The organism is Paeniglutamicibacter kerguelensis, assembly GCF_017876535.1.
GTDB lineage: Bacteria > Actinomycetota > Actinomycetes > Actinomycetales > Micrococcaceae > Paeniglutamicibacter > Paeniglutamicibacter kerguelensis.
In genome coordinates this window covers 1,483,496-1,500,380 of record NZ_JAGIOF010000001.1, presented here as the reverse complement: position 1 = coordinate 1,500,380, position 16,885 = coordinate 1,483,496, and the positions used below count along the sequence as shown (strand labels likewise).

16 protein-coding genes and 1 pseudogene are annotated in these 16,885 nt (G+C 61.3%); 4 read left to right on the top strand and 13 right to left on the bottom strand.

What is annotated here, in order from left to right:
• Nucleotides 1–52 precede the first annotated feature (52 nt).
• A complete protein-coding gene (locus JOF47_RS06735; protein WP_245356289.1) occupies nt 53–874 on the bottom strand; it encodes an SDR family NAD(P)-dependent oxidoreductase in 822 nt (273 codons plus the stop codon).
• A gap of 57 nt (nt 875–931) precedes the next feature.
• Between JOF47_RS06735 and JOF47_RS06730 the strand changes: the two genes are divergently transcribed.
• Entirely contained in the window at nt 932–1,513 is a 582-nt protein-coding gene (locus tag JOF47_RS06730) for a TetR-like C-terminal domain-containing protein (RefSeq protein ID WP_209996820.1), read from the top strand.
• Nucleotides 1,514–1,751: 238 nt separating this feature from the next.
• On the opposite strand, the gene JOF47_RS06725 is transcribed toward JOF47_RS06730, so the two are convergent.
• The 9 genes and pseudogenes from JOF47_RS06725 to JOF47_RS06685 all read right to left on the bottom strand — a co-directional run bounded on the left by JOF47_RS06725 (nt 1,752) and on the right by JOF47_RS06685 (nt 10,413).
• Nucleotides 1,752–2,414 (bottom strand): SDR family NAD(P)-dependent oxidoreductase, encoded by a 663-nt coding sequence (locus JOF47_RS06725; protein ID WP_209996818.1) that lies wholly within the window; start codon nt 2,412–2,414, stop codon nt 1,752–1,754.
• 235 nt (nt 2,415–2,649) lie between these two features.
• The gene (locus JOF47_RS06720) at nt 2,650–3,126 is read right to left on the bottom strand and encodes a GNAT family N-acetyltransferase (RefSeq protein WP_209996816.1); all 477 of its coding nucleotides are present in this window, start codon (nt 3,124–3,126) and stop codon (nt 2,650–2,652) included.
• Between the two features lie 84 nt (nt 3,127–3,210).
• Nucleotides 3,211–4,244 (bottom strand): annotated as a pseudogene (locus JOF47_RS06715) (IS30 family transposase).
• Nucleotides 4,241–5,557, bottom strand: coding sequence for a dipeptidase (locus JOF47_RS06710; RefSeq protein ID WP_245356288.1), 1,317 nt, complete (start codon nt 5,555–5,557; stop codon nt 4,241–4,243). The pseudogene JOF47_RS06715 and the gene JOF47_RS06710 overlap by 4 nt, the downstream one beginning before the upstream one ends.
• 32 nt (nt 5,558–5,589) lie before the next feature.
• Nucleotides 5,590–6,036, bottom strand: coding sequence for a hypothetical protein (locus tag JOF47_RS06705; protein ID WP_209996812.1), 447 nt, complete (start codon nt 6,034–6,036; stop codon nt 5,590–5,592).
• Nucleotides 6,033–7,493: a glutamate/gamma-aminobutyrate antiporter GadC gene (gene gadC / locus JOF47_RS06700; protein WP_209996810.1), complete on the bottom strand. Its 1,461-nt coding sequence runs from the start codon at nt 7,491–7,493 to the stop codon at nt 6,033–6,035. Before gadC ends, JOF47_RS06705 begins: the two co-directional genes overlap by 4 nt.
• Before the next feature lie 143 nt (nt 7,494–7,636).
• On the bottom strand, nt 7,637–8,590 hold the full coding sequence (locus JOF47_RS21810) for an MFS transporter (RefSeq protein ID WP_342592725.1): 954 nt from the start codon (nt 8,588–8,590) through the stop codon (nt 7,637–7,639).
• Nucleotides 8,591–8,728: 138 nt separating this feature from the next.
• Entirely contained in the window at nt 8,729–9,145 is a 417-nt protein-coding gene (locus JOF47_RS21805) for an MFS transporter (protein ID WP_245356287.1), read from the bottom strand.
• A gap of 725 nt (nt 9,146–9,870) precedes the next feature.
• A complete protein-coding gene (locus tag JOF47_RS06685) occupies nt 9,871–10,413 on the bottom strand; it encodes a hypothetical protein (protein ID WP_209996807.1) in 543 nt (180 codons plus the stop codon).
• Between the two features lie 524 nt (nt 10,414–10,937).
• Here JOF47_RS06685 and JOF47_RS06680 point away from each other — a divergent pair.
• Entirely contained in the window at nt 10,938–11,375 is a 438-nt protein-coding gene (locus JOF47_RS06680; RefSeq protein WP_209996805.1) for a VOC family protein, read from the top strand.
• A 90-nt stretch (nt 11,376–11,465) separates the two neighbouring features.
• Here JOF47_RS06680 and JOF47_RS06675 read toward each other — a convergent pair whose 3' ends face one another.
• The gene (locus JOF47_RS06675) at nt 11,466–11,876 is read right to left on the bottom strand and encodes a hypothetical protein (protein WP_209996804.1); all 411 of its coding nucleotides are present in this window, start codon (nt 11,874–11,876) and stop codon (nt 11,466–11,468) included.
• Between the two features lie 146 nt (nt 11,877–12,022).
• Between JOF47_RS06675 and JOF47_RS06670 the strand changes: the two genes are divergently transcribed.
• Both JOF47_RS06670 and JOF47_RS06665 read left to right on the top strand, forming a co-directional pair.
• Complete coding sequence (locus JOF47_RS06670; RefSeq protein WP_209996802.1) at nt 12,023–12,538, top strand: putative immunity protein; 516 nt, start codon at nt 12,023–12,025, stop codon at nt 12,536–12,538.
• Between the two features lie 240 nt (nt 12,539–12,778).
• A complete protein-coding gene (locus tag JOF47_RS06665; protein WP_209996800.1) occupies nt 12,779–13,390 on the top strand; it encodes a hypothetical protein in 612 nt (203 codons plus the stop codon).
• A gap of 83 nt (nt 13,391–13,473) precedes the next feature.
• On the opposite strand, the gene JOF47_RS06660 is transcribed toward JOF47_RS06665, so the two are convergent.
• Nucleotides 13,474–14,373 (bottom strand): class I SAM-dependent methyltransferase, encoded by a 900-nt coding sequence (locus JOF47_RS06660; RefSeq protein WP_245356616.1) that lies wholly within the window; start codon nt 14,371–14,373, stop codon nt 13,474–13,476.
• 736 nt (nt 14,374–15,109) lie between these two features.
• A complete protein-coding gene (locus JOF47_RS06655; RefSeq protein ID WP_209996798.1) occupies nt 15,110–15,502 on the bottom strand; it encodes a hypothetical protein in 393 nt (130 codons plus the stop codon).
• Nucleotides 15,503–16,885: the final 1,383 nt, after the last annotated feature.

The following is a 16,885-nucleotide window of genomic DNA, read 5'->3' as shown; positions in this document are numbered from 1 at the left end:
TGGACAGCTTGTGCAGTCGCCTTTAGAAAAGACAACTGCTACAGCTTCTGATCTAGCGACTGCGGAATCGGTGGTCCCGCTTGTAATCCTCGTGACGGAGTTTCAGCGCCGCCTCCACTTGCCCCGGAGCGTCGTCACCAATAAGTAGCCGGAGCCGCGGATCGCCGTCCTCCCCGACATGCGCGAGAATCGCGGCCGCCACATCCGCCGGGGAAGTTCCCCCGGCGGCTTCCGCTGACGGCCAAGGCACGGTTGCCGTACCGAACAATTCGGTCCGTAGCCCGTCGTAGGCGGCAAGCGGAGAGCTGAATCGCATGCTCCCGCCCGCCCAGTCCGTGTCTATCGCTCCAGGCTCGGCGAGGGTCACACGGATACCGAATCGACCGACCTCGGCAGCCATTGCCTCACTGAACCCCTCAAGGCCCCATTTCGCTGAGTTGTAGAGCCCCAGTGTCGGGATTGTCCCCACGGCTCCGACTGTCGAGATCTGAACAATGTGCCCACTTCCCTGGTCGCGCATGACCGGTATCGCGGCCTGGCTGAGCCAGAGTGGACCGAAAAGATCCGTGTCGAGGATGGCGCGCGCTTCTTCCTCGGTTGCTTCTTCTACCGCACCGATGAGGCCGTACCCGGCATTGTTCACGAGCACATCCAGCCGCCCAAATCTGGCCACGGCCTGTGCAACAGCGGCGAAGGCACCGAGCCGGTCGCGAACGTCGAGTTGCTGTACAAAGAGGCGTTCGTGTTTCGGTAGAGAGTGTGCGCCTCGCACGGTTGCGACCACAGCATGCCCTGCTTCGAGTGCGGCGAGAGTAAGAGCGCGACCCAGCCCTCGATTCGCACCGGTAATCATCCAAGTTTGGCGTGAAGTCATGTTTCCACCGTATCAATAAATGGACGCATCGTCTCGTTTTGTTGATAGTGTTTGGGCATGGCGCGCCCGCGAACTCGAACACTGGTCTATGACGCGGTACTCTCGCTTGCTCGGGAGGACCGCCTCGGAAGCATCTCGATGGAAGGCGTGGCAGCGCGCGCGGGAGTGAGTAAACAAACGCTGTACCGCACATGGCCATCAACCAGGGTGATCCTGTTCGATGCGCTCCTGGCTCGGAGCCTCAGCGAGGACGGCATGGTCGCCGTGCCCAACTCGGGCTATCTGGAGGTGGACCTGGAATCGCTCGTCGTTGCGACGATCGCAGAGTTGACCGATTCAACGCAGGAGCCCCTTCTGCGAGCCGTCACCGCCGACATCCAGACCGATGAGGTGCTAGCTGCTCAATTTCGAGATCGGCTCTTGACGCCTCAGCTCAAGGCCATTTCTAACAGACTTCGACGGGAGAGCATCGATGACCCGGACGCGGCCGCAGAACTCTTATTGGGTCCCATATTTCACCGTTGGCTCCTGCGTACCCGCGCCTTTGAGCCCGGATGGGCGAGCGCACACGTTCAACGCGTGCTTCAAGCCACCGCATCTCGCGCAGTACTGTTAGATCTGCTCGCACGGCGTCCATAACGGGATCTACTTCGAGCAGCCGTCCCGCAGGAGGTTCCTCTACGGAGCAGCGACTCGGCCGCGTAGTTGCCACAGTCGCAGTCCACTGAACCGTCTAGTTCAGGACAGGCAAGCGACGAATTCCGGCGCGTAAATGGAACGCGGCCACATTTCGCGGCGGTGCATTCCGCAGGCCTCAGAGGCCTCCAGCGACTCGCAGATTCGCTCCCGTGACATAACTCGCCTCAGCCGACAACAGCTAAGCCGCCGCCCCGGCAATTTCGGCCGCCTCACCGGCGCGTCCCAACGGGGTGACGGAGGCGACCTGCGCGGGACGATCAGGGTCTTGATGGAACTGCGTCCAGATAGTCCCCGGGGAAACTGCATTCACACGAATTCCGGGCGCCAGCTCCTTCGACAGACCAACGGTCAGCGCGTCCACGCCCGCCTTAGCAGCCGCGTAATGCACGTAGGTGGACGGGCTTCCGAGCGTGCCTGCTGCGGAGGAGATGTTGACGATCGCCCCGCCCCCGGACTTTGCCAGGGATGCTTGAGCGTACTTACAACAGGCGATGACGCCAAACAGGTTGACATCAATATCACGGCGGATCGCTGCCAGCTCGTTTCGTTCGAGTCGACCCACCGCAGTCGCAGCGCCCGCGTTGTTGACCACGCCCGTTACCCTGCCAAAACGTTCGGCGGCCTCGAACATCGCGGCCACTGAGGCTTCGTCGACGGTATCAACCTGCACGCACAGCGCGCGCTGATCGAGAACACGGATCTCTTCAGCAACGGACTCGGCAGAATCCGCATCGGACCGGAACCCGATCACGACGTCACGGCCCGCTTGAGCCAGTCTGAGACTGATCGCTCGGCCGATCCCCCGCCCGCCACCGGTCACCACCACTTCTGAGCTATTCACTCCACCATGATAGCCAGGCACCAACCGCAGCCTTCCAGAAACGGTCACCTTTCGGGGGCTGAGTCCGTTACATACTACTGCGCGCCTAGGCCGTCGTAGTTCTCTGGAATTGGCCCCTCAATGCAAAATAGGGCAACAAACGCCGGAATAGGACAGCGAGCATAAACTACACGCGGCCGATAGTCACAAGCCTATTCCCCATCCTGTGAATCGATACCAACCCCGACCAGAGTTCTTAAGATTGGTTGCCGTCCAAGAGGTCCAGTCGCATGAAGACACTGTGCGGATCGAGCACATAGTTGCCGAAGGGCTGGCATTCGGTGAACCCATGGCGCCCATAGAGCCGTCGAGCAGGGGCAAAGAACTCATCACTACCCGTTTCCAGGTAGAGGAACCTGTAGCTACGTTGCCGAGCTTCTACCACTATCCGGCTTAAGAGCTGAGAAGCAATGCCCTGACCCCGCGCCGCAGACGTAGTTCGCATGGATTTGATCTCGCCACGATCTGAGGCGAATTGCTTCAATGCGCCACAGCTAAGTAGCTCGTCGTCTTCGCGAGCCGTCCAGAAAGTCACGTCCTGTCCTGAGAGCGCCGAATGCTCAAGAGCATGCACACTTTCCACAGGCGAGGTGGCGAGCATGTCTACCAGATGTTCGTCGAGCAATTGGCGGATGTCTTTTTGACGTGGATCATCAATCTCAATCAAAACCATGGCATGAATTATATTGTTTCTTGATGGACTGAGCATTGATGACCTTGACAGCAACGCCATCGTCCCGGTCAACGTTCGGCGAATTCAGGCGGTCGTCGCACCAAGGGGTTTCCCTGGCTCCGATAGTAGCCGTTCCATGGCTTGTGCGGGGGTGACTCCGCCCAGGACCTTGCGGGGCCGGCCGTTGAGCTCGGTGGCGACTTCCAGCAGCCGCTTCGGTGAGGGCACGGACAAATCCGTGCCCTTGGGAAAGTACTGGCGCAGCTGCCCGTTGGTGTTTTCATTGGTTCCGCACTGCCAGGGCGAATGGGGGTCGCAGAAATAGATGTCCATTTTCGTGGCCGGGGTGATTTGCCGGTGCCGGGCCAGCTCGGTGCCCTGGTCCCAGGTCAGTGATTTGCGCAGGTGCGTTGGCAAGGCGTTGAGGGTCTTCACCAGACCCTCCCGGACGGCGACGGCGCCGTGGTCGTTGGGCAGGTGGACCAGCAGCGTGTATCTGCTTTACCGTTCCACCAACGTGGCGATCGCCGAGCGGCAGTTGGACCCCAGCACCAAATCACTCTCCCAGTGCCCCGGCACGGCCCGGTCAGCGACCTCGGGGGTCGCTCGCTGATCAGGACCATGTCCGGGATTTTCGCCGCACACTTGCCGGCGGATCGCCTCGGCCGTCGGACCGCACGGCCTGTTCGCAGGTGTTGGTGCAGGTCGGCATGCAAGTGACCGCGTCCCTGCGCATACAGCGCCTGGCAGATCGTTTCGGGGCATACCCGCATCTCGGCCCGGTCCGGGAACGTTGCGGTGAGGTGGCCGCCGATCTGTCCGGGGCTCCATTTCACGCTCAACGTGGGCTGGCACCCGCGCAACTCGGCTTTCTTCTGGGCCGCATGCGGCACATATTTCCCGCGGCCCCGTGCACTCTTCACGGGACCGTTGCGGCTCAGCTCCCGGCCGATCGTCGAGGCGGACCGGTCTTTCTGCGCAGCGATTGACCGTGCGCCGAAGCCCGACAGGTGAAGGCCGGCAACCCGCAGCCGCTCGTCCAGGGACAGGTACCGGCCCGATGGCCCTGGTTTCTTCCGCGAAGGAAGCCCAAGCCCATGCCGGTGAGAACACGTCAATGACGCGAGGTGGCGAAACGCCCGAGGAACAAGGCCTCGGTCAAGGCCATCCCTTCGATCTCGCTCGGAGCTACGCTTTCGTTGGGTGCGTGGATGAGGGCGAGCGGCTCCTCGACCCCGATCAGGATGATCTCGGCATCGGGGTAGATTTTCTCAAACACGTTGCATAGCGGGATGGACCCGCCCTGTCCGAGGCTTGCCATCGGCCTGCCGTAGGCCTCCAGCGCGGCGGCCGCCATGGCCTGGTATGCCGGACCCTCAGTGGCGGCCTCGAATGGGGAACCGGTCGCCTCGACCTCCACCGCGACGTGCACCCCCCACGGAGCGGCGTCGCGCAGGTGCGCGATCAGGGCCGGCTCAGCGATTTCGGGTGAGATGCCGGGCGGAATGCGGAGGTTCAGCCGGGCGGCCGCGCGCGGGACGACGGCGGCAGCTGAGCCGACGACGGGAGGGCAGTCGATGCCGAGGATTGTCACCGCCGGCCGCGCCCACAGCATGTCCGAAACGCTGCCGTTGCCGAGGAGCGAGACGCCGTCGAGCACGCCGGCGTCCGTCCGGAACTGCTCGGGCGGATATGGCGCCCCCGTCCAGCGGCGGCCGCCGTCCAGGCCGGTGATCGTGGTGTTTCCCTGCTCGTCACGGAGGGTGGACAGGATAGCCACCAGGGCGGCAAGGGCATCGGGGGCGGGTCCGCCGAACATTCCGGAGTGGACCTCCGACACGAGGGCCTCCACGGTGACGACGACGTTGACCATGCCGCGCAGGCTGACGGTTGCCGCAGGGTGGCCCACTGAGGCGTTGCCCGTGTCGCAAACCAGGATCGCGTCGGCACGCAGCAGATCGGGATGGTCGACGACGAAGGCCTCGAGTCCGCCGGTGCCCTGCTCCTCCGAGCCTTCGACGACCAGCTTGAGATTGACTTGAACGTCCTCGTCGAGGGCACGCAGCGCCGCAAGGTGCATGATGATGTTGCCCTTGCAATCGGCGGCCCCGCGGCCGTACCAGCGGCCATTCACCTCGGTCAGCTCGAACGGCGGCGTCCGCCAGGCATCGTCGTCGAGCGGCGGCTGGACGTCGTAGTGGGCGTAGAGGAGGACGGTGGGTGCCTGCGGATCGCCGCAGGACCGGGAGCCGACGACAGCCATGCTGCCGTCCGTGGTCTTCTCAAGGCGGGCGTCGGCGAATCCGATCTCCGCGAACTTCTCCTGAACCCACTGCGCCGCGCGCTCACACTCTTCAGCGGGGAACTGGCGAGGATCCGCCACGGATTTCAGGGCGACGAGGTCGGCGAGCTCCTCGCGTGCCTGGGGCATCAGCTGCGCTATACGCTCTCGGGGATCCATGCTCAGGACCCCGTCAAGTTCTCGGTCTTGAGATTGTCGACGAACACCTTGAATTCGGCCAGTTCCTCGGGGCAATAGACCTCGATAATGAGCAGCTGCCCCTTAACCGCGCGGTTGTCGGCGATCCCCGGCCGGGCGCCGGGCCCGGTGGCCCCGTTCGATAGAAGAGACAGCAGGGTCGCCCGGCTGAGCGCCTCGTTCGGGTTGGCGCACGTCGCGCCCCCGTCATCGCCGAGGACACGAACGATCTGATCCTTGTCGGGGGTGTGAGCTCCGGCCTTATGAAGCGCCACGATTAGTTCGTCGGCCTTTTCTTCGGCACGATTTGTCTCCCTGGCGGCGCTAAACGCGAGAATTGCCCACAACACCATGGCAGCGAGGATCACGCAGGCACTGACGTAGATCCATGTGCGTTCACGTGGGGATTGGTTTTCCGTAGGCGTAGTCACGAGGTCACCTCCGGTGCTTCGTCCTGCTTCCAGGAGGGCTTGCGGAGTCGGTAGAAGAGGAACGGTACAAGCAGGCCCAGGCCTAAAGCGCCTCCGCCGACGATGAGGAAGTAGAGCGTTGGGTTGCCGGAGGCGAACTGGGAGGGCGGGACAAAGCCGACCAGCAGCGCGGCCAATGACGCCGCGAAACCGACTCCGCACATGCCGACGAGCATCGGGGCCCGGAAGCCGCGCGGATGGTCTGGATGTTTGCGGCGCAGATTGACCGCGGCCACGAACATCAAAAGGTACATGATCAGGTAGACCTGTGTCGTGATGACCGAGAAGACCCAGTAAGCACTCGAGACGTCTGGTATCAGCGCGTAGGCCAGACCGATCACCGTGGTGACGATCCCCTGAACCACCAGGATGTTCTGCTGGACACCGTTCTTGTTGAGCCGCTGCAGGAACGGCGGGAGGTAGCCCTCCTGTCGTGATATCAGCAGGAGCCCCTTTGAGGGGCCGGCGAGCCAGGTGAGCATGCCGCCGAGCGATGCGGCGACCAGCATGATCCCGACGATCGGAGTCAGCCATTGCCACCCGAAGTTGGCAAAGACGGCATCGAAGGCCTGCATGACTCCGGCAGTCAGGGAAAGTTCCTCAGCGGGAACGATCCAGCTGATGGCCAGCGCGGGAAAGATGAAGATCGCGAGGACCAGGCCCATGGCCAGGAACATCGACTTCGGGAATTCCTTGCCCGGATTCTTCAGCGACGAGACATGGACGGCATTCATCTCCATCCCGGAGTAGGAAAGGAAGTTGTTGACGATGAGCACAAGGCTGGAGAGCCCCGCCCAAGCGGGCAACAGGTTTTCGGCGGTCATGGGTGCCGCGGACTCGTTGCCCTGGCCGAGGAAGACGACGCCGAGTGTTACGAGGACGATACCCGGGATCAGAGTCCCGATGATCAACCCGCCGCTGGCGAGACCGGCCACCCCTTTGGTGCCGCGCGAGGAGACCCATACACCGGACCAGTAGACGACGATGATCACTGCCGCCGTCCAAACTCCGCTGCTGGCGAGCTGGGGGTTGATGACATAGGCGAGCGTGCTCGCTACGAACCCCAGCAGACTCGGGTAATAGAAGATCGTCATAGCGAACTGGCACCACACCGCCAGGAAGCCCATCGGCTTGGAGATGCCCTCGGAGACCCATTTGTAGATGCCGCCGGTCCAGCCTGAGGCGAGCTCCGCCGAGACCAGCGACGTGGGCAGCAGGAAGACGACGGCCGGCAGCAGGTAGAGGAAGACGCAGGCCAAGCCGTAAACGGCCATCGTCGGTGCGGCGCGGAGACTGGCGACCGAACTGGTGGTCATCATCGCCAGTGCTATCCAGGAGATCCATTGGGTGCCGGTAACTCGTGTTCGTCCGGCGGGGATGGAAGAGGTCCCGTCAGCCGGGATGTCTGCGGTGCTCATGGCGTTTCCCGATCTAGCGTTTGCGAGGTCATGAGTGTCTCCATTCAACGTTCGCCGGTTGGGTCATGGATCTAAATATGAAGCCGGGGTGCGCTGCCGCAATCACCCGGACGGGGTGATTGCGGCAGCTACAGATCGATGAGCTAGTCTCGGTCGATGTGGGAGAACACTGAAGCAGCCGTCCGGATGATCGCGGCGATGTCCTCGACCCGGGACCCGCTGACGAACCGTTCCGGTGAAGTCCTGCCCGAAATCCTGCAGCAGCCGGGCGGATCGTTCATAGCCGGGGCGGACGCCGGATAAGTGGTGTGTATTGGTTCCAGGGTCGATCGCCCGCTCTCAACCCTGTCCCGGACCGGTTCGGCACGCTGTTGCTGAGGTCGGCAGCGTGTAGGAAGTGGCTGCGGCGGCGGCCGCGGTAGCAGACCGGGTGCCGATCCCATTGCCGTAGATGGTGGCGGCCAGCGCGGTGCCGCCGCGGCGCCGGCGCACCGCGCAATGATGGAGGCACCCGAGGCACCCCCGACTTGGTTTTCCGGCACCGCCGCGGTTGCCGCGGCCGAGGCGGGGCCGGCGAACAAGCCCATACCGACCGCGCTGGCGACCAACGACACCAGGAACGCGGAATAGGCCCACGACGCTTCGACGAAGCCCACGATGACAAAACCTGCGGTGGTCAAGGTAAACCCGAGAGCGTTCGTCTGCCGGCCGCCGAACTTCGCCGCTAATCGAGGGACCAGCGGGGCCACCAGCACGAGCCCGACGGTCGCGGGAAGAGTCGCCCGTCCCGCCTCGAGCGGGCTCAGGCCCAAGGTGGTTGGGTCCTGAAAATACAGGCTCAAGAGGTACATGAGAGCGTTAATCGTTCCCGCACCGATGAGGATGGCGATGGTTGAACCGGCCAGGACGCGGTTCCGCAGCAGGGCGAGGTACATGAGAGGGACAGCTACCCTCCCCTCGACGCGGATGAAGGCGAATCCGGCTCCGAACGAGATCGCGAAGCAGCCCGGAGTAGCGGCTGAGAGCCCCCAGTCGCTGCTCCGGGTCACCGCGTGGATGAGGGGTGTCAGCGTCAAGGCGATCAACACGGTGCCCACGTACTAGATCGTCTTTAGCCGGTCGGGGTCTCTTGACTCACGAACGGTCATCGCCGACGCTGCCATGCACGGCACCGCGAAGCCGGCGTCGATCTAGAAAAGCCCCTGCCAACGGACCTGCGGCAGCGCCCCACAAGGTTACGGCCCGAAGCTTGGCGTCACCCGAGTTCGCGACTGACAGGAGGCTGAGCCCGCAGGCCAGGATAATCGATCCGGCTGCTCCTGGATGACATGACCGGCAATGACCATTCCTCCTGAGCCGGCGAGGGCGATCATCACGCAGGACACGACGAACAACAGCAGCCCTAGCTGGAAGACGCACCTGCGACCGAATACATCTCCCAGCGAGCCGAAGGTGACGATCACCGCCGCACCGACTAGAGCGTAGCCGGTCACTGCCCACTGCAGGGTCGCCACCGAGATTCCGGTGTCCGCAGAGATCGCCGGGAGCGGGATGCTGAACGCCGAGGTGTTCGCGTTCACCACCAGTGTTGAGTTGCAGGTGGCAGCGAGCATTCCGTCCGATCGAATTTTAGCCCGCCCGGCGTCGCTCATCGCTTTGCCCTTTACCTTGTGGGACGGTGGGCACCGCGAGTCCTGGAGATTGGGTTTGCGACATCGAGCCCTGCAAATAATGCGGCATTCAGCGTTGAAGCCCACAGCAGTGCTTGAATGAAGCATGAAGACTTCCAGGAAGGCCGCGTACGCGACGGTGGGACTCTTGCTGACTCTCACAGGAGCGGTAGGGAGTTTCGTGGTGTTTTTACAGCCATGGAGGAGCTGTCCCGAGATTGATGACAGTTCTGCGGGCTGCCCCGCTACATCAAGTGATCAAGCCCTACTTGGCCTTGCCCTTTTTGTTCTGCTCGTTGGGATAGTGCTTCTGGTCAGGTCAATGAGGCATGAGCGGATTCCGTCCGACGCTGCCGGGCACTTTGGGAAATTCAATTAGAGTCCGATAGTGAGTCGCCTCAGCAATGGGGTGGCATTCTTCATCTACGGACCAACAGACCGACCGACTGGCGTCCTAGGTTCCATGAGAACCTAGCGCAACGTCAACGGATAGGTCACTACCTGCTATAAAGCAATCCCAGCTTCTCTCTGGATACCCGATTACTACTACCAACCGTCCCGCAGGCCGTTCCTTATCTGGGGCAGGGGCCCCATTGTCGCCAGGGTTCCGCGCTTACAATCTAGCGGGAGTCCTGAGACTTGAAGCTGCGATATTTCGCATTGAAAACCACAGGTCACGTCGTCGTGTACCGACAGACCGCGATCGGTCAGGAATCGTTGACGTCGTCCTTAGCGGCGGAACGCTTGCCGGCCCGGTTCAGTGTCTCGGCGACGGTGTGCGCCCAGGTGGTGGGCAGAAGGACGAGCAGGCTTGCCGCGACGACGAGCAGGATTATGGCGATGCCGACGGCGATCCAGAGAGCCCGGTCGGGCGAGTGCTGCGTGAGGGCCGCCATCAGGATCAGCGGCGCGGGGGAAAGATTCCAGAGCGATACCGCGATCTGCAGCGCGACGATCCGACCGCGGTCGTGGGTGCGCGCTAATGCGTCGACCCATTGCGTGACGACGGGGTTGTGGCTGAAGCACCTCGCTGTCAGCCTGGCGTAGGGGGCGAAGTCGCGCGAGATGCTCACGATAAGCAGCGCCCCCGCGGCGACGGTGAACAACAGCAGCACGATGCCGATCGTGCGGGCAGCGCCGGCGCCGGCGCCGAGAGGGAGAATGCGCGAATTCGAGTCGGCGGGCAGCGGCGAGTCATGTGCGAGCCTGATGGTTCCGCGCTTGCGCGATGCCTCCATGAAGGCGATCAAGACCAGCTCCTCGGCATCAGTCCCACAGGTCCTGGTCGTTGCCCGGTGGCTGGTTCATACCTGGTAGTGTCCACCACCACGAAAAAGGTTTGCGGCAGGGCCCACTCCCCCGCGTCTGCCCGCCGCTTCTCATCGAGGAGCAGTCGGCAGAGAGGCCCCTCATCGCTGGGGGGATTGTGGCATGTATGGGCCAGGCGATCTGATGTTTCCGTCGCCCAGAGGCCCCGAAGGCATGAGCGAACATCCGCGGAAGCCATATCGGCGTTCGGCGCAGCGCGTGGCACCAAAAAACTTGGAGGGCTGTCCGGCTACTTCGCCTGCTTTCGGTGTCCCGCAGAGCGTTCCGCTTGAGGACGCACGATCGCAGTGCAGAGGACTTCGGACACCAGTGCAGTCGACTTCGAGAAATGGCATATTGATCCTCAGAATTTAGGTTGTGTTTGCACCGTCCGGGGAACGTCTTGCGGATAGTAGTGGTGCCTCGCTACTGGAGTTAATTTGTCCGCCTTGGTAGCTTTCAACGCATGGCCATCAAACTTGAGAACGTCGGTATCGCCGTTCGCGACCTCGAAGCAACAATCGCCTTTTTCACCGATCTCGGTCTTGCTGTCATCGGCCGTGACACGGTCAGCGGCGAGTGGACCGACACCGCCGTCGGACTTGATGGCAACCACGCCAACATCGCGATGCTCCAGACCCCAGACGGTCATGGCCGTCTTGAGCTCTTCGAATATATCCATCCCAAAGCGATCGAGTCGAACCCAACTCGTCCCAACGACATCGGAATGCACCGCGTAGCCTTTTCGGTAGACGACATCGACAAGGCCCTTGAGGTAGCTGCGAAGCACGGATGCTATCCACTACGCGGCGTGGCGACCTACGCCGACGTCTACAAACTCACGTACCTCCGAGGCCCCAGCGGAATCCTCGTGATGCTCGCCGAGGAACTGAAGAAAGACTGACTCCATAGTCATGCCTGTATTGCCAGGCCTCGGGGCCGAAAGACTGTGCAGTAAGGGGTTCGTCCTACGGAACGTGGGAACCTCCATTCCCTAACGCACCGTCCAACCATTCCGGCCAAGACGCCACTCGTGGCCATCCACCTCGATAGTCACGACGGGGACAGTGCCCCGGCGGAACAACCGCCTCCGTTGATCGATACGTGCTTCGCCCCGGAGGTAGGCACGCATGACGAGGCAGAGCCGCCGAAGCTCGTCTTCCTTCTCCTGCTCCACATCGTCGTCGTCAAGCACACCGGTCTGCACGTTCAGTTCCGGGATGAAACCGTCCATCCACGTGTAAGAGGCACGAATGATTGCCGTGCGGTCTTGCTCGGGTTCACTGATCACACGGACCGAGTATCGAAAAGGGTCGTCTCCGGAAGTCACATCTTCCACGGTGAAGTTCTGGTCGAACACCTCAGCGACGACCCGCTGGAGCATGGCATTGATGTCGATGGTCACCGTGTCAGTCTTCCACGTGCGGCCAGGCATGAATGCGGCTACTGGCCGATCGAGACATCGCCCGGATGAGGTTCGGCTTACGGACGCAGCCCCAGACACCCCCACGAAGTTGCCGTCGCAACGTGCTGTCGGCGTAAGGTAGCCGCATGATCCTTCCCGCTGTTCATGACCCTCGGCTCGTGAGCATCCGCCGTGGTGGGACGCTCACCGAAACCGACCACAGGCTTCTGGCCGTGTGGGCCGCCACCTGCGCCGAACATGTGCTGCCCTTGTTTGAGGAAGCGAATGGCCGGGACACCCGACCTCGTGACGCAATTGAAGCGGCACGGACTTGGGCTCGCGGCCAAGCGAAGATGATGGACACCCGTGCGATCGGCGGGCACGCAATGGGTGCCGCTCGCCCTCTGCGGGGCGCCGCGCGCTTTGCGGCATACGCGGCCGGGCAAGCTGCCTGCGTTGCTCATGTTCCTGAGCACGACCTTGGTGCCGCTGCCTACGCCATCAAGGCGGTTCAGGCCGCAGCGCCGCGGGGAAATGAAAAAGAGGCAGGCCGGGCTGAGCGCGACTGGCAGCGCCGGCAGATTCCCGGCAGTCTCTACGACCTCGTCCTCGAAGACCAAACCCGCCGCAACGACATCTGCTGGTCTGTATTCAACGACTGAACCCCCGGCCCGTTCACTTTATCCAGTAAAGGTCCCAAGCGGACCTGATCCAGCGACGAAGAACGGCGGCAAACCGTCTACGACCGGTGGCCCGTCGTATTCTGGGATTCGGGTCACCCGCGAAGACAAGAATAGGGCTATGCGGTTTCATTTCGTTTGAACCAAACGCTCTTGGTTTGGAGCATTTGCGGTTCACCTCCAATTGATTAAGTGCACTGTCGTTTCGCCTACGCTGAACCTATGCGACATACATCGGGACAAAAGCTGGGAACGCTGTTCGCTCCGGTGTTCTTGCTCGGAATGGTCGCCGGCGTTGCAGTTGGAGCAATCGCCGGAGGTGTCATGAGCTTGTATTCGATCATTGAAGCCGCCAACGATCCAGAATTGTGGGCTGGTTGGGGTCGCCGGGGCTACGGCACGATCCCGGTAATCTACGGTATGCCCGTGGCTGGTGTGGTTGCCCTTGTCCCTGCGGCCGGAGCTTTCCTAGGGCTATTCATTCATTCCGGGCATGTGCCTTTGCCGTCCGTAAATCAACAAGCCCTGGCTGCATGCTGGGGAGCAACAGCCGCGGCGGCCGTTCCTGCCGTCGTTCTGATGCTTGCAACCGGTGAGGAGTACAAAACAGCCATCGTGATCGGGGCAGGGTTCGTTCTTGTCTCTTCCTGTATCGCTTTCTTGGTTGCTCGGCAGTACTTGCGATACCTGTCAACCCACGATGAAGCAACCATCCGCGTGACCCGGGCGAGCTCCTCGTCCCACTTAAGCTTCATGATTTGGAGTTGTATTGCCCGTGCAATTGTTGGCCGGTCGTGGCAAGCCTATCGACGAGGAGGCTCGTGCGGCCCCTGACTTCGACGTGGTCATCGTGGGTGGCGATGATGGCAATTGTGCCTTGCTCGGCCACGTACCGGGCTGCGACCAGCCTGATTTGTCTACTTGCCCGTTTTTCGGGCAATGATCGTGTATGTGCAAGGTACAAGATCACGTTCGGATTCCGGCCACGCGAAGCCGTCCGGGACTTCGATCATGCGGGGGCTGAACTTCCATGGAAGCGTCGTACCCTCGTCGAGACGAAGAATCTGCAGCCCCGCCCCGATGAGGGAGTTGAGGATTTCGGAGATTGGGTGGGCCCACTGGAACGTTCGGGGATGAGCCACTTTGCCGTCCCCGGCGTAGGTGGACTCGTCGTCCCATACCTGGGCCTGGCCGTTGCCAAAATATGGGTAGCGAAGCTGTAGTCCGTCGGCATGCTCATCAATGGCGTAGAGGGCAGGGTGCCCATCACGCATGTAAAACGTCCCTCCGGCCCGTAAGAGCCCCGCTACTTGTGCGGCCCAACGATCCAGGTCGGGAAGCCACGTGATGGTTCCTATGCTGGTGTAAACGAGGTCGAAGTCGCTCTCTACGGCGGCACGGGCTTCGAGAACGTCGGTCTCGACCCACGTCGCTTCTAGGCCCAGACGACCTGCCAGTCCGGCGGCAGATTCCAGGGCGGAGGGGGAGAAATCGACGCCGGTGACCCGAGCCCCTGCCCGGGCCAGGGACAGCGTGTCCGTGCCGATATGGCACTGGAGATGGCACACGTCCAAACCCGAGACCGTGCCGTTTGGGAGAAAAGGTGCGAGTGCTGTCAGGTCGGTTCGGATGACTCCGGTCAGATGGTCCGGATCGTCCAAGTCACTGATCGCGTACGCCGTTTCGTGCAGCGGAACCCGGTCTTCCCAGTTCTCACGGTTGCTCGCGCGTGCAGATTCCCAGTCGATTGCAATTCGGCTATCACTCATGGCGCTTGAGTCTATGCCCAAGTCAAACGCAATCTCTATTTGTTTCATGCCGATCAATTCAAACCGCTCTCCTCGAGGCAACTTGCAAGGAGCGCCGTCTGGCGGAAGACCGGGCCGGACCTATTCAGGCGACAATATTCAAGAAATGGCCGCCTGATTGGTCGCTTCAAAGACTGCTGAGCATGATGCCGTGTCCGCGTTTGGAATCCGGCCAATAGGGATTGGTGCCGGAACGAATACGCACGGTTGCCAGTAGATTCCCACACCTGTCCCTACCGAAACCCAACCGTGCTCCGAGCAATTGCACATGGCAAGGTGCGGGCTGTCACGATTAGTTCCACTCGACGGGGCTAGGCATCTCAATCGCAAGGTTGAGGAACTACCGCAAGCAAACAGAAAGTGCCGAAGCCAAGACGAAGCTGTTGTGACGTCGAGCAAGCCCCGGATCGCGGGGATCACTAGCCTGATCAGCGCCCACTTGACCCCCAAGAACATACCCACACCGCTTCATCCAGACGACCAACAGTGTGCTGCTTGCGACCAGCGGCGGCGCATCCGCGTTGCCATCCAACTCTCAAATTTCCAAGGCGCCAACACCTTGCAGAGTCCCGTAGACAGTTCCGCTTCTGGGACAGTGGCCCTGTGCCGTCAGGAGGGCATACCACCCTTAGAGGCGTTCCTACTCGTTGGCATCTGGCGCACGATTCGTATCCGGTCTTAGGATTCGTGGCCGCGAAGCGACGTTGTAGCCACGCTGCCAGAAAAGTCGAGAGGAATTATCCGTTTACGAAAGCTGGACCTTCTGCCCCTCTCCCAATTCAAGCGGATCGCTCACGCCCAGGATCGCATACGCACCTGCCGGCATGCCCTCCAGGGACGCGAGAGTCCTCGCTGCGGCCAACATCTCCTCAGAGGTATCTCCGGTCAGGTAGTAAACGTACTCGTCCGTTTCGCCGCCGGGAACGCTCGACCACGCGTCGCTTGTGTCCCATTCAGCGACGCCAGGAGGGTCAAGATCTTCAAGATCCTCGATCCATTCCTCTCCCACCTCAACCCAGGGGAAACGTTCGTTCAGATCGCCGGAGACCACGTCCTCACTGATGACGAGCGGGAAATGCACTTCACAAATCAGGTCACTCACTTCGACATACCTTTCCTCGACTGCCATGAACAGCATTGGCCCAATCGTAGGCTGTCCAGATGCAATTACTGGATTTCAGGTGCTTCAGAATCACCGAAGTCACCGTACCGTTAAATGTTCACATCTGGGGCGGCGGCCCCCGTGGCCCGCGCCTACAGGCTACCGCGAGTTCAGGCGCTTGGAGCTGCGACATTTAGCGTGGGAAACCGCCGACCCACCAGGCGGCTGCCGGTTTCGGCCATCCTGCCCAACGCGTGTTCTTCGCAGAGATTCAAGTATCGACCGCGGAGGAAAGGAGCGCATCGCGTTGCAGGTCGGCGGGTTGCGACCCGTACGCATCCGGCACCCGTCTGTAGCCGCTGCGCGTGCCAGTGGAAAGTCCCTGTAGAGGTTTTGCCAACACTGCAACGATACTTTTCGCCGAAACGAGACACATTCGCGAGGTGTCTATTGAACACCGACAGCGCCAACCCCCAGTATGGAAATGAGCGCTGCTGGGGCCACTCGAATACGTAGTTTCTGACAAAAACAAGATCTGGGAGCGGGGACAAAGCCATGACAAGTTTGCGATTCACGACGATTGTTCGTCCGTCCACGCCATCGTCTCTATTCCAAATTCACGGAGCAACCGCAGTAGGTTCCGAAATGGGATCACGCCCCAACTGTGATCCCTGTCAGTCAGATGAATATTTGGTCTTCGAACATGTCCGAATCGTGGTTGACCCCGCTCGATTGGCATCGCCCATGTGGGAACTTGAATTCTGGTGTGGCGAATGTGAGACGTTCTACGGATTCACGACCCTCCACCCGCCCAAGGATCCCCACGTCGTGCGAACGGGGATCATGACGCTGACTCGATCCGCCAATGCGGGATCAATCAAACATTCCTAGCTTCCCGAATGTCGGGCGGGTGCCACCTAATGACATCTTTTGGCTGGCGAACCGCCGGATTTCACTTCCAACGAACGTCGATTTCAAACGATTACTGGCCCAACCGATTTCCCTGTCGCACCGGTAGGACCGGAAATCGCCACGCGAAAGTAGGTGCTCGTCATGCGTACTTTTGGCATCGAGGAAGAATTCTTCATCATCGATCCACTCACCGGAATGCCAGGCCACCATCACTGCGGCGCACGGATGAAGCCTTCGAGACTGTGTCGGCCAAAACCAGATCACGGAACAAGAACCCCGGTTCCGCTAGGTGTGAACCGCCGGTAGGGAACACAGCTCCGCAAGCGGAGTATCCAACATCCAGGCAAGCAAATTCCCCCGTCTTGAATTGGAGGTTCCGCAGGCCGGTGATGAGAAGGAACAACGAATAGAACGGAAGTAAGTAAAATGCGTGGAAGCAGCCTTGTTTGGACAATCGTGGGCGTTCTTGTGGCCGTAGCACTGGTGATCTGGATCGCTTCGGCGATC

Bases quoted from the DNA above. Each gene is read 5' to 3' on its own strand.
- JOF47_RS06735 (WP_245356289.1), bottom strand. From the start codon at position 874: ATGACTTCACGCCAAACTTGGATGATTACCGGTGCGAATCGAGGGCTG.
- JOF47_RS06730 (WP_209996820.1), top strand. From the start codon at position 932: ATGGCGCGCCCGCGAACTCGAACACTGGTCTATGACGCGGTACTCTCG.
- JOF47_RS06720 (WP_209996816.1), bottom strand. From the start codon at position 3,126: ATGGTTTTGATTGAGATTGATGATCCACGTCAAAAAGACATCCGCCAA.
- JOF47_RS06710 (WP_245356288.1), bottom strand. From the start codon at position 5,557: ATGCCCCAGGCACGCGAGGAGCTCGCCGACCTCGTCGCCCTGAAATCC.
- gadC (WP_209996810.1), bottom strand. From the start codon at position 7,493: ATGAGCACCGCAGACATCCCGGCTGACGGGACCTCTTCCATCCCCGCC.
- JOF47_RS21805 (WP_245356287.1), bottom strand. From the start codon at position 9,145: ATGAGCGACGCCGGGCGGGCTAAAATTCGATCGGACGGAATGCTCGCT.
- JOF47_RS06680 (WP_209996805.1), top strand. From the start codon at position 10,938: ATGGCCATCAAACTTGAGAACGTCGGTATCGCCGTTCGCGACCTCGAA.
- JOF47_RS06670 (WP_209996802.1), top strand. From the start codon at position 12,023: ATGATCCTTCCCGCTGTTCATGACCCTCGGCTCGTGAGCATCCGCCGT.
- JOF47_RS06665 (WP_209996800.1), top strand. From the start codon at position 12,779: ATGCGACATACATCGGGACAAAAGCTGGGAACGCTGTTCGCTCCGGTG.
- JOF47_RS06660 (WP_245356616.1), bottom strand. From the start codon at position 14,373: ATGAAACAAATAGAGATTGCGTTTGACTTGGGCATAGACTCAAGCGCC.
- JOF47_RS06655 (WP_209996798.1), bottom strand. From the start codon at position 15,502: ATGCTGTTCATGGCAGTCGAGGAAAGGTATGTCGAAGTGAGTGACCTG.